This window comes from Paenibacillus sp. 453mf, assembly GCF_900116105.1.
GTDB lineage: Bacteria > Bacillota > Bacilli > Paenibacillales > Paenibacillaceae > Paenibacillus > Paenibacillus provencensis.
Window position 1 is genome coordinate 1,565,982 of record NZ_FPAC01000001.1, and the last position, 12,706, is coordinate 1,578,687.

The 12,706-nt window shown below is 43.9% G+C and carries 12 protein-coding genes; 7 read left to right on the plus strand and 5 right to left on the minus strand.

Annotated features, from left to right (window positions below; translation table 11 throughout):
* Nucleotides 1–68 precede the first annotated feature (68 nt).
* The 3 genes from BM415_RS07420 to BM415_RS25900 form a co-directional block, all read right to left on the minus strand.
* A complete protein-coding gene (locus tag BM415_RS07420) occupies nucleotides 69–1,175 on the minus strand; it encodes a PdaC/SigV domain-containing protein (RefSeq protein WP_091156283.1) in 1,107 nt (368 codons plus the stop codon).
* A 274-nt stretch (nucleotides 1,176–1,449) separates the two neighbouring features.
* A complete protein-coding gene (locus tag BM415_RS25895; RefSeq protein ID WP_348272322.1) occupies nucleotides 1,450–1,833 on the minus strand; it encodes a sulfatase-like hydrolase/transferase in 384 nt (127 codons plus the stop codon).
* A 159-nt stretch (nucleotides 1,834–1,992) separates the two neighbouring features.
* Nucleotides 1,993–2,304, minus strand: a complete 312-nt coding sequence (locus BM415_RS25900; RefSeq protein WP_348272309.1) for a sulfatase-like hydrolase/transferase — start codon at nucleotides 2,302–2,304, stop codon at nucleotides 1,993–1,995.
* A 141-nt stretch (nucleotides 2,305–2,445) separates the two neighbouring features.
* Between BM415_RS25900 and BM415_RS07430 the strand changes: the two genes are divergently transcribed.
* Together BM415_RS07430 and BM415_RS07435 are read left to right on the plus strand one after the other, a co-directional pair.
* Nucleotides 2,446–3,432, plus strand: coding sequence for a DMT family transporter (locus tag BM415_RS07430; protein ID WP_091159119.1), 987 nt, complete (start codon nucleotides 2,446–2,448; stop codon nucleotides 3,430–3,432).
* Nucleotides 3,433–3,493: 61 nt separating this feature from the next.
* Nucleotides 3,494–3,970: a GNAT family N-acetyltransferase gene (locus BM415_RS07435; RefSeq protein ID WP_170862391.1), complete on the plus strand. Its 477-nt coding sequence runs from the start codon at nucleotides 3,494–3,496 to the stop codon at nucleotides 3,968–3,970.
* Nucleotides 3,971–4,049: 79 nt separating this feature from the next.
* On the opposite strand, the gene BM415_RS07440 is transcribed toward BM415_RS07435, so the two are convergent.
* On the minus strand, nucleotides 4,050–5,222 hold the full coding sequence (locus BM415_RS07440) for a cation:proton antiporter (protein WP_091156288.1): 1,173 nt from the start codon (nucleotides 5,220–5,222) through the stop codon (nucleotides 4,050–4,052).
* Nucleotides 5,223–5,612: 390 nt separating this feature from the next.
* A complete protein-coding gene (locus BM415_RS07445; protein WP_091156291.1) occupies nucleotides 5,613–6,443 on the minus strand; it encodes a MurR/RpiR family transcriptional regulator in 831 nt (276 codons plus the stop codon).
* Between the two features lie 202 nt (nucleotides 6,444–6,645).
* On the opposite strand from BM415_RS07445, the gene BM415_RS07450 reads away from it, so the two are divergent.
* The 5 genes from BM415_RS07450 (at nucleotide 6,646) to BM415_RS07470 (ending at nucleotide 12,381) form a co-directional block, all read left to right on the plus strand.
* On the plus strand, nucleotides 6,646–7,524 hold the full coding sequence (locus BM415_RS07450) for a DUF8171 family membrane protein (RefSeq protein WP_091156293.1): 879 nt from the start codon (nucleotides 6,646–6,648) through the stop codon (nucleotides 7,522–7,524).
* Complete coding sequence (locus BM415_RS07455) at nucleotides 7,517–9,331, plus strand: ABC transporter ATP-binding protein (RefSeq protein WP_091156296.1); 1,815 nt, start codon at nucleotides 7,517–7,519, stop codon at nucleotides 9,329–9,331. Before BM415_RS07450 ends, BM415_RS07455 begins: the two co-directional genes overlap by 8 nt.
* The gene (locus BM415_RS07460; RefSeq protein ID WP_091156297.1) at nucleotides 9,292–10,125 is read left to right on the plus strand and encodes an energy-coupling factor transporter transmembrane component T family protein; all 834 of its coding nucleotides are present in this window, start codon (nucleotides 9,292–9,294) and stop codon (nucleotides 10,123–10,125) included. Before BM415_RS07455 ends, BM415_RS07460 begins: the two co-directional genes overlap by 40 nt.
* A 54-nt stretch (nucleotides 10,126–10,179) precedes the next feature.
* Nucleotides 10,180–10,980 carry a PHP-associated domain-containing protein gene (locus BM415_RS07465; RefSeq protein WP_091156300.1) on the plus strand — a complete coding sequence of 267 codons (801 nt, stop codon included), beginning with the start codon at nucleotides 10,180–10,182 and terminating at the stop codon, nucleotides 10,978–10,980.
* A gap of 198 nt (nucleotides 10,981–11,178) precedes the next feature.
* On the plus strand, nucleotides 11,179–12,381 hold the full coding sequence (locus tag BM415_RS07470) for an aminotransferase-like domain-containing protein (protein ID WP_091156394.1): 1,203 nt from the start codon (nucleotides 11,179–11,181) through the stop codon (nucleotides 12,379–12,381).
* Nucleotides 12,382–12,706 lie beyond the last annotated feature (325 nt).

Sequence of the window (12,706 nt, forward strand, 5' to 3'; positions counted from 1 at the left end):
GAGGATTCCAAAGGTGTTTTTGATATCTGTACGTGGTTTCAACGTGCAGCCAGCAGATTCACACATTATTATCGTGCAGCTGCAAAAGGATCCGTTCCTTCAGGCAGCATATCTGCAAAACTGAATGTATAGGTTGGGAACCCATCGGCGTAGGATGCAATCTCATACAGTTGGAAGAACACCGTAAGCCCGCTCTCGGATACATAGAAATCGGGATCTTCCTTCAACCCATTAAATCCAAAGTCATATTTGTCCGCAGCTGTTTGCTTCTTCAGCATTTGATCCAGCTTCTTCTTGGCAGCATCTGAAGAATGAAGCAGATCGTCAATTGTCAGCTGCTGTCCATCCTTGAGAGAGAAAGTAAAGCCTTCACGGTAAGTCATTCCATGAGCACCACCTACATATTCATACAAGTCAGAGGCTATGCTGAGCACACCCTCCCGGTTAAAGGTGACGAGGAAGGTTCCGTGGAATTCGTAAGGCTGCTCAAACTCCGAATCCCGCTCTGTTGCTTTTTTCTTCGCTTCTGCTGCGAAAGCTTCTGCCTTATCTTTGAATGTTTTGTTTATAGATTCCTGCGCTTCTTTATTTGCGAGACCATTTAGTTTTGGATAACGGATGTTGATGGTTGCATTATTGTTACTGTCTGAGATCGTTTCCGAAGAGATGCTGACCTTATTCTGCTGCTGCTTTTTCAGCGTTAGTGTTTTGGCTGATGAGTTATAAGAGCCCTGAAAACCTAAATACTCCTTCAGCACTCTATATGGGACATACAGCTTTCCATTAATATTTTTGGCTTCATACTGGATACTGTTGTTGCCGATATAACGTTCATTTATATAGGTACTGATGCCGTATTCGGACACTTCTAATCTCATCTGTGTGACTCCACTTCCGACCGTGTAGGTTTTAGTCCCATTCTTACCAGCTTTATAACTTAACGCAAGTCCAAAATCATCTCTTAACACCGAGATTGGAATCATCGTGTTTCCGTTTACCAGCCTGCCTGGCGCAGAGAGAGTCTTGCCATTATATTTCATCACGACGTCTGAAGCTTTGACTGAAGTTGCGGCGGCAACGACAGCTTCGGATTGCCCACTTAAAAAGCTCGCATTACCTACCAGGAGACCTGCGGACAAAATAGCTGCGGACCATTTCATGCTTTTCTTATTCATTATTATTCCTCCCTAATCTAAGCTGTAGCTCTTCTTATTATGTATTACCCAAAAATTCCTTTTTCTTCTTATAAGAGATAACTCTTATGTTGTAAGACAAGATTTATTATAGGGAGGATATGAGGGGAAATGTTTACAGTCAGGGTTACAGTATTGTCGTCGAAATCAAGAGAATGGAGAGGATTTAGCAGTAATTAGTAAGCTCTGCGTGGATCGTTATTTCTTCAAACAGTACATTAATGTGCGAGAATCAGTGATCGAGCAGATGACAAACCTACATATTTTTGTAAGAATCACAGAAAGACAGGAAGGTAGGGGCAAGGTCAACCAGTGATTGAATGGCGTTACTTTGCTGACCGGCAGGCACATGACCGGGATAACGTACAATGAAAGGCAGCTTAATCAGATCTTCGTAGTGAAAACCGCCTTTTGCCTGTAAACCATGCTGTCCGAAGAAATGTCCATGATCTGTTGTAAAGACAACAATGGTGCTGTCGGCAAGTCCAAGCTCATCAAGCTTATCCATTATTTTGCCAATATATTTGTCCATGAGGCTTATCATTCCGTAGTAGACACCCACGAGCTTCTTCTTATCGTAATCTGTAAGCCTTGCACGCTTGCCGTATTCATAGTAATGATGGGAACGGTAACCGTGAATTCACTGACCTGTTTCCAACAAGTAAGAGAAGTCAGGATTATCCTCCTGCGTGTTACCAAACATGATCAAATCCATAGAAAGGACCATTGAACCCCCTCCAATAATCAAAATCATGCACGACAGGATGTGCTTCCAGAGAAGGGTAAGCCTCTGTGGACACTAAAGGCTGGAAGTGTGCTTTTCCAATGAGTGCAGTTTGATAGCCAGCACCCTTGAAATCCTCTCCATTTGTATGCCGATCTTCCAGCAGTTTGGTGCCCAGCGTCCACGCTCCATGTTGAATGGGTACATGCCGGTAATTATGGAGGCACGGCTAGGCGTGCATGTCGGGTTAGGACAGTAAGCTCTAAAAGTCGTTCCTTCTCTTACTAACCGATCGAGGTTAGGTGTATGCAGCTCATTATTGAATGCACCGATCGTATCCCAGTGCTGCTGATCGCTCGTAATTAACAAAATGTTAGGTTTCTTCATCGGACAGCCTCCTTCTTACGAAAATTATAAAAAAAGAACAGCACAGATGAAATAACTTAATGTATGATAGATTTATCATGTCTCCAACCGATTATCGAAATTCATATGCAGCTAATTTTGGAACATCCTGAGGTGAATTCATTGAGACCGATATTGTTAGGAATATTCGCAGCCTTCTTTTTCGCATTTACTTTCGTCTTAAACGCGTCGATGGAATTGTCCGGCGGCAGCTGGATCTGGAGCGCCTCGCTCCGTTATATATTTATGATTCCGTTTCTAATCGTGATTGTCATGCTTAGGAAGAATTTCAGACCATTGATAGCCGAGATGAAAAAACAACCGAGAATCTGGCTCTTGTGGAGCTGTGTTGGCTTTGGTTTGTTTTATGCTCCATTATGCTTTGCTGCTGTCTATTCTCCTGGATGGCTAGTTGCAGGTACATGGCAATTTACGATCATTGCAGGCATGCTGCTCGCCCCTTTATTTACGGAAACGATACATACTTCTACAGGTGTACTTCAGATAAAAGGTAGAATTCCTCTGAAGGGACTTCTGATGTCATTCATTATCTTACTTGGCATTGTGCTGATGCAGGCTCAGCATGCAAAGAGCTTTTCTCTTGAGAACTTGCTGCTAGGAGCACTCCCCGTATTTATCGCTTCTTTTGCCTATCCGCTTGGCAATCGCAAAATGATGGAGCTGTGCGAGGGAAGATTAGACGCCTATCAAAGAGTGCTGGGAATGACACTAGCAAGCCTTCCATTCTGGGTTCTGCTGTCTGTGTATGGCCTTGCTATGGAAGGCATGCCTAGTCTTGATCAGAGTATTCAGTCGCTGCTTGTGGCCTTATGTTCCGGAGTCATTGCGACGGTACTATTCTTCAAGGCAACCGATATGGTAAGGGGGAATATGCAGAAATTAGCCGCTGTAGAAGCAACGCAGTCCATGGAAGTGCTGTTTGCACTCGCAGGTGAAGTATTATTATTGTCCATTGCAATTCCTTCAGCTATTTCTTGGATTGGAATGTTTATCGTTGTGATTGGTATGGTGCTGCATAGTTATGTTTCTCGGATTGAAGATCATAGTGTAGAAAAAGGATATTCATTCAAGCATGGAGATCATTCCTAGCTCAATTGGGTAATAATATGAATATCTAGCTTCGAGCCTAATAAGACAGGAGAGATTTAATTTGGATCTAAGAATTCGTAATGCTATTGAAGGAGATATCCCATCCATTATTCAATTAAGACAGGAATATGATGAAGTCATAGCTGACAGAAGACCTGATCTGTACAAGCTTGCTGACAACTATACGGAGGAAGAAGTTCGAGGATTCCTCGGTGCTCATCATTCGGAGGTGATCGTAGCCGAGTCCACGAACAATGTGATCGCAGGTTATGCCATCGTAGATGAAGAGAAGGTGAATGAACACAAGATATACAGGGAAAGAAAGGTATTATTCATCCGTGATTTCTGTGTTCGTGAGGAGATTCGGGGAGCAGGAGTAGGTCAATCTTTAATGGAGTTTATCATAGAGCTCGGTAAAGAGAGACAGGCAAATGCAATTGAGATCGATGTACTTGCAGATAATGAGCGTGCAGAAGCCTTTCTGGAATCAAATGGAATGAGCACCAAATCGATAAGATATGAAATGGAGATTGATTAAAATTCGATTGGTCAATAGGTAATAAAAAACAGGCAGACATTTTTAGAATGTCCTGCCTGTTTTTTGATATGACTCTATTTTATTTCTGGGAACTAGCTTGACTCAATTGATTCGCGTGTTTATCTGCGAACATGATTTTTAGAAGCGGTGGCGTAACGAGCGTCGTTACAATGACCATAATAATAACCGAAGTGTAATACTGTGGATCCAATAGACCTGAAGCAAGGCCTGTTCCGGCGATAATCAAGGCGACTTCACCCCGGGATATCATTCCCGTACCAATCGAGAAGGAGGAATGCGTATTGAATCCTGTCAATTTGGCACCCAGTGCTCCACCCAGGAGCTTCGTGAGAATGGCTGCCACGCTCAGGACGATAATAAACCCGATCTGAGAACCAACGCCTTCGAAATTCACATTAAGTCCAATACTTACAAAGAATACGGGAACAAACAAGCTGTATGCGATCGGCTCAAGCTTATGCTCAACAGTGTGTTTGTACGGAGTTTGGGAAATGGCAATACCTGCTGCAAATGCTCCAATAATACCTGCAACGCCCATCCACTCGGCAAAATAAGAGAAGGCAAGTGCGATGATAACACCACCGGATATTACCGTCTCCGACACTCTAAGCTTACTGATCCACTTCATGACGAGCGGAACGACCCAGATCGCTGCTGCGATAATGACAACGAAGAACAATACTTTCTTACCGATAAGCGAACCAATACTTACGGATTCTCCTGTTCCTAACAGACTCATCATAACAGCAAGCAGTACAACGACTAGAATATCATCCACTACGGCAGCTCCCAGTATCGTCGTACCTTCGCGTGAATTCAGTTTATTCATTTCCTTCAGTGTTTGAACGGAGATACTCACCGATGTGGCACAGAGCAGAAGTCCAAGGAATAAGGCATGGCTTTGCTCAATCCCGAAAGCCAAGGCAGAGCTGTATCCGCCTACGAACGGAAGGATGATACCCCCAACGGCGACGGCCAGAGCTGCCTTCCAATTCTTACGGAGCTCCTCCAGATCCGTTTCCAGCCCAGCAATAAACATGAGGATCAAGACACCAATTTCTGAGAATTCATGAATAAATGATGTTTGATGTATCCATCCAAGCACAGCCGGACCCAGAATAACACCGGCGATCAGTTCACCAAGAACGGACGGCTGACCCAGCTTGAGGGACAAGTGACCTGCCAGTTTAGTGAAGATGAGGATGAGTACTAAGTGTAAAATAAATTCCATATCTTTCTCCTTTCGTTTCCACATTTATGTTGTTACATAATCGAAGGAAATATCCACTCTCAATTAAAAAAGGCGCATTTACGCAAGCTCTCCGTAAACACGCCTTAAAAATAAACAGAGAGGGGCCTTGTGTGGCAGGCTCCTCCCATGAACAACATATTTGGTTTTAACTGAATCATGCGTTATCAAATTGATTCAACTATAATCATTATTATAACAGTTTCAAATCATTTTGTGAATATGCTGCAACCATTTATTTTGTAAATCACATCAAGAAGGATGGTAACACGAAGAGCAATTCACACTATTCCTGCTCTAAGCCAAAGCTCCAATACCTCGGACATGATCTTTCACTGTGAGCTCTGACGAATCGCATGGTCTCTGAAACTGCTAACGCGGAAGCTTGGAATGATATCTGGCTCTTAGCTGCTGCAAATGTCTAAGCTTGCTGAGACTTTCTTCATTCATGGCAATGCCCACATTGAGAATCAAATTCTCAATTACAAACACAGGTCCAATCATGGAATGGAATTCCCATACTTCACCTCTACCGGCATACAGCACGAGATCCGCCTGACTTGCCCGAGGATATACCAAGCGGTCCGTAATCAGAATAACTCGATATCCTGCTTCTTCTGCATAATCCAATATCACTTCAATCTCCGGCTTTAACTGCACGAAACCAAAGACAAGCAGCACGTCATCAGGGCCGGCATGCATCAGCGATTCAAGCAATTCTTGACCACTTGGGGCCATAATCTGAATATGGAATCCAAATCGATGTAATCGAAACGCGAACAGTTCTGCGAGCGAAATACATGGACCTGGCGCAAAAATAAAGATCTGCCTCGCTTGCCGTATCGCTTCAGAGGCTTCGTTCAATACTTTTAGATCCAGTCGTTGACATGTCTCTTCTAAATGCTGATGAATTGTGCCCAGCAGGGTTTGTGGCAGAGGAAGTCCTTCGATCTTGCTTATCGTTTCTTCTAATTTGACCGCAGGTGCAGACTCCAGGCGGAAACGTAGCTTTGCCTTGAATTGTTTGGCATTGACGTAGCCCACCGATTTCCAGAACCTTGAGACGGAGGCAATGCTTATTCCCACCTCATCTGCAATCTCCTGTTCTGTCATATATAGAATCCGCTGCTCATTCCGCTGTATAAAATCAGCCAGCAGCCGCTGATTGGTAGAGAAATGTTTTTTACCCCATTCTTCATACATCCGATTGTATACCTCCACTAATTATGTTATCCCCGCGACTAAACACTCCTAAATATAAGGATTTATTGTTATGTAAATATTTTTACATCGTCAAAAATAATGAAAAAATGTTGATTCTGCGTTAATAAAACTGGAATTTAGCGATAATCAGACCTTCTTATAATGGTGTTATATTTCACGATTAGAGGAGGAACTTAACAAGATGAATACATTGTCTGCGCGGTACACACTGACCTCATCACAAAAAATGATGATATTTGTCCTGTCCATGTCTTTGTATGGTTTGTCCAACATGTTCACAGAACTGATTCCAAGCGTGCAGCTTGGGCCTATCGAATTATCGGTGGAGTACTTCGCGTTTATTCCGCTCACGCTGTGTATGCTGTTTCATCCGCTGTATGCGGCGGTAGGTGCATCGGTAGGAGAGATCATCTTCGGTGAGCTGATGCTCGGTCAATTCGGCGGCCTCGGAGAAGTGGAGAAATTCATCACTTTTTCCTTGGCGATGTACACAGCGGGAAGGTTGGTTACGGATCCGACGAACAAGCGTCAGGTAGGTATAGCAGCGATTACAGGGGTTGCCATTCATCAGCTGCTTAGTTCTATAGTGGATATCGTCAAGGTCTGGGTAGGTGTAGAAGAGCTTGAAGCGGTAGAGGGTCTCGCTGAAAGTATCGTCGTCATCGAAGGGGTCGGTTTCCTAAACGATGTGTTATTCTCAGGCATCTTGTTCGCCCTGCTTCCGACCCTTTATCTTGTTCCTCGGCTGTATGGAAAGATCGAACCGCTTCTAGGGATACGTCCCCGTCATAAAGGAATGAAATACGAAACAGCTGCATGGTTATCACCGAAATATGTGATCGTTAGTGTGATCCTTGCCGTCGTAGCTGTAGGAGCAGAGATTCTCTCTGAGACGGAATGGAATATTGCGGAATGGGAGGATGTCTTCACAGCCTTATCAGAACAGCAGCTAATATGGATCAGTATTGGAGCAGCTGCACTAATAACGGTCATTACGCTCATTGCAATGCGCAGCAGAGCAGGCAAGTCGGATAAAGGAACGGAGACAAAAAATGTGTGAACCCGTTATTCAATTATCCAATATATCGTTTACATATCCCGGTGATGTAATTCCTGTATTAGAAGAAGTATCGCTCACAGTGAACAAAGGTGATTTCATCGCAATCGTTGGAAGCAATGGGTCAGGCAAATCAACCTTGTGCAAGTTATTTAACGGTCTCATCCCTCATTATTATGCAGGCGAATACACAGGGGATTCAAAGGTCTGTGGATTGGCTACTGAAACAGCAGCTGTAGCAGAACTATCCCGATATGTAGGCTATGTATACCAGGATTTTGAGAATCAGCTGGTCAGGCCTACCGTCATGGACGATGTTATGTTCACACCACTGAATTACGGATATAAGGATTACGCAGCCCGCGGGGAGAGAGCACTTCGTATGATGGGTCTCTATGGTGTAAAGGATTCATTCATCTGGTCACTTAGTGGTGGACAGAAGCATTTGCTGGCACTCGCCGGTGCGCTCGCCATGGATCCTGAAATTCTGGTGATCGACGAGCCAGTATCACAGCTTGATCCGCGTCATGCCCGGCAAATATACGATATTCTAAAGCATCTGAATGAGGATTTAGGAAAAACAATTATTGTCATTGAACATCATGCAGAATTTATTGCTGATTATTGTAATGAGGTCGTATTGATGGATCGTGGTCGAATCAAGTGGAAGCGTCCTGTCCGCGAGGCATTATCTTCAGTGGAAACCTTGCTGGAGCTCGGGATCTTCCCGCCTCAGGTGACACAGGCTGCTTGGCATGTTGCCTATCCACAGAGTCCGGATTCACAGAGGGATCATTCGTCTAAGGAACAGCTTCTTCCCATAACACTAGAGGAAGCAATACATTGGTTTGCTGCTGAGGAGAGAACAGAGGTGAAGACTCTTGAGATGCCGCTTATCCACCAATCCGAAACAACAGATACGGCAAATACAATGATCCTGGCTGAAGATGTCCATCTGTCCTACCGAACAATCCTTAAAAAAATGCAGTCCGTATTAGACGGAGTTGATCTACAAATTCATTCCGGTGAATCCGTAGCCATCGTAGGTAATAACGGGGCAGGCAAATCTTCTCTCTTGAAATTGATTGCCGGAATCGTGAAGCCGACGTCGGGTTACATGCAGGTAAACGGGCAGGACGTAAGAGTAATGACACCTGAGAAAATGGCTAGGCATACAGCTTATGTATACCAAAATCCAGAGGAAATGTTCATCGAAGATTCGGTTGAAAAAGAAATTGCATACTATCTGAACGCTCATCGTGTACCCGATAAAGATCAGCGGCTTGCCGACATGCTTCAGCATTTCCGACTAGATGAGCTTAGGGACAAGGATGCCCGTCTGCTTAGCGGTGGACAGCAGCGCCGTACGGCTCTGGCGATTGGGGCAGCCATGGAGCCTGCAATTATGCTTCTTGATGAACCTACAGCAAATCTGGATATAGCGACCAAACACGAAATGCAGCAAGTATTAGCTTCGTTAAAAGATAAAGTTGAGACGGTCATTATTGCCACTCATGATATGCAGCTGGTCTCCGAGTGGGCTACGCGAATCATCGTTATGCATCAAGGGGTTGTTCTGGCAGACGGAACGAAGGAAGAAATCTTTGCTGACGGGAGATTGCTGGAGCGTGCAGGTCTAGTGTCGACTCAGCTCATGGAACTAAGCCTTGCTCTAGGATTGCCAAGGATCTGCTACACGCTTGATGAGTTTCTTGCATTTTATTCTCCTGCAAGCGGGCCTGAGCTAACGGGGGAAGGGGAGGTGAGCACATGGATATCGTCCGAAAAACGCTTGACCGCATCTCCGTAGAGCGAATCAAGCTGGAGCTGTTAGGGACTGCCTATGGCAGATCAACGACATTTATTGGAAGGCTGGATCCAAGAACCTTGCTGCTGTGGTATCTGTTCTTTGCGATCGTCCCTTGGTTTATACATAACACAACTGTACTGTTCGGTATGTTTGTGTTTATCGTTAGTATGACTGCACTCGCGCGGGTCAGCTACGTCATTCTCATTATTTTAACGCTAGGTCTCATTGGTCAAGTAGGGTGGATGTTTCTGTTCTCCATGCTGTTTGGAGGCAGCCTTGAATCATTATTGCCGCTTCTCACCCTTACACTGAAATTATCCGTTATTTCACTAGCGAGTATTGCTGTATTTTCCAGCATGGATCCAGAGAAATTGAGTGACGGACTTTCTGCGTTTGGAGTTCCTGAAGCATTCTCGTTCAGCTTATCGTATGGTTATCGGATACTACCTACACTGTTATCAGAGTTTCATCAAATCTTGTTGTCTTATCGGCTAAGAGGACGTTCGCCTGAAAGTCCTGGCGTTCTCTACATCAGGAACATCATTTACTATTTGCGCATATTGGTGCTCAGCTTCTACCCACTCATGCTGAATACGGCTAAACGTTCAAGGACGACCGTTGAGGCCCTTGAGACAAGAGGTTTTACGTACGGGATGAATCATCCTGAAGTAAAGAAGCTGAGGCTGTCCTATCTTAAGATTCAAGCAATCGATGTTTATTTTATTATTTTTTCATTGGCTTATGTCGGCTGGCTGTTCTGGTTTGGGGAGAGGCTTCCGAACTTGCTGTATTAACCGATTGACAGAATGATTCCTAACTCAAGTTATAACTAAGGAGAGATGAATACAATGTTCATAGATTTGCATACTCATGGGAAGCTATCCAAGAAATCTGATTTTTCCATTACCTATTTCAAGGAGATGCTGACAGAAGCTCGATCTAATGATATTTCGGGTATCGCACTAACCGAGCATTTCAATACTAAAAATTTTGAACGGATCTATGAAACACTTGATGAGGTTTATTCTTATAATGGGCATTATTACGAGGCTGAAGGGGTTCGTGTATTTCCGGGGATGGAGGTGGATATTAGAGAAACGGGACATATCCTTCTAATCAGTACAAGAGACGAGATCTTGGCTATTCGGGAACAGCTCAAGCCCTATCTGTCTAAAGATAACTTCATTTCTTTTGCCCAGCTGCTCGAGCTTGTGGAGGAACGGAATGTTTTGAAAATTGGAGCGCATCCTTATCGGTCATCGACTCCGCTTCATCATATTAATGTAGACCTGCTGAAGCGACTTGATGCACTGGATCTCAATGCTAAGGATCTATACAAACAAGGAGTGGATGTGTATCAAGAGAAAATCGATCCTTTTGCGAAATTGCTCGGGCTACCGATCGTTGCTGGAAGCGACAGTCATCAATGTCTTCAATTTGGGAGCGTCATGAATCGCATGAACGAGCCTGTGAACACCGTCGATGAACTAAGAGAGGCTATTAAACTTGGAGCATATCAAATTGAAATATCGGATTCATTAGAGCTGAGGGTTAAAGCTTCCGTGATGATGAAAAAGCTTCTTAAGCAGTTGCAGGGAGAGCCCCTAACAAGAGAAGAAATGGAACAGGAACACGTAGTCTTACCATAATAAGCGATACTAACTGCGGGAGTACCGCAGTTTTTTTGTATAATGAGCAACGCAAAGTGTGGATGATAACAACGGATTGATCCTAATCTTGTTGTTAAAAATACATAAGGAGTGAACGTATTTATAGATATTATAGGATTAATATTTTTTACATTCGGCATTTGCGTGTTATTATAATAGTCAAAGGAGTGTAAATGAATGGACGATAAATATTCAACTAGAGCCGGTTTTGTTAAACCGTCGGAGACAAGAGAAATTTTAAAAGTAACGGAAAAACCTGAGGTCATTTCCTTTGCAGGAGGACTTCCTGCACCTGAGCTATTCCCTGTAGATGCGATCAGAGCAGCTGCTGATGCCGTATTGACGGAGATGGGACAAGCATCGCTTCAATACAGTACGACTGAAGGATATATTCCTTTACGTACAGCCATTTGTGATCGAATGAGCGCGATTGGAATTCATTCGAAGGTGGAGCAGGTTCTCGTTACATCTGGCTCACAGCAGGCGATTGACCTGACAGGCAAGCTGTTTATTAACGAAGGTGATACTGTCATTTGTGAAAGCCCTACATATCTGGCTGCCATTAATGCATTCAAGGTATATGACGCTAAGTTCGTAGAAGTCGCTATGGATGATGATGGGATGATCATGGAGGAACTAGAGAAGACACTTCAAGCACATCCTGAAGCCAAATTCATCTATACTATTCCTGATTTCCAGAACCCGACTGGTCGGACCTTGAAGCTCGATAGAAGAAAGCGAATGGTTGAGCTGGCGAATAAATATAATGTTCTGATTGTTGAAGATAATCCATATGGTGCTGTTCGATTTGCTGGCGAATCTCTTCCACCGGTCAAGCACTTTGACACAGAGGGCAGAGTGATCTATCTCAGTACCTTCTCCAAGATATTTGCACCAGGGCTTCGTCTTGGCTGGGTTTGCGCAAGTGAAGAGATCATTGATAAGTACGTGGCGCTCAAGCAATCCGCTGATCTGCATACAGACAGCTTCGCTCAGATGCTTACGGCGAAATATATGGAGCAGAATGACATTAATGCTCATGTAGAGAAGATCAAAGCCGTATACAAAGAAAGATGCGAGACCATGCTGTCTTGTATCAAGGAGTATTTCCCTGCAAACATCAAGCACAGTGTACCCGAAGGCGGTCTATTTATATGGGTAGAGCTTCCTGAAACCGTTGATTCCAGCGTACTGTTTGTTGAATGTCTGAATAACAATGTTGCATTCGTACCTGGAGCGCCGTTCTTCCCGAACGGTGCGGTTAAGAATACACTGCGTCTCAACTATTCCAATATGCCAAATGAGCGGATTGTAGAAGGCATGAAGCGAATTGGTGCAGTGCTCCACCGCGAATTAAACGATGTTACTGTTCCGAATTAAACAACTGAATTAAACCTGCAGTATTCTTAAGAGGCATCTTGGTCAATCCAAGGTGTCTCTTTGTTGTCACTGAATGAAGCTTACACCAGTTTAACTTCCAAGCAGACTTAAATTTATTAATATCCGACTCCATAGATCAGCAGTTCCCTGTTTAAGGAAGGCTGATTATTTCTATCCAAATTATTACTTTCTGCTTTTTACAAGCGCAGTTAAGTCCATTATCAATTCAAGAGATAGAGAAGATCATCCCTTGTATAATGCAATGCGGGCTTCGTTGAATATACACTGATGCCACGGCAGATAGTCGGCTCTCGAACGTAATATC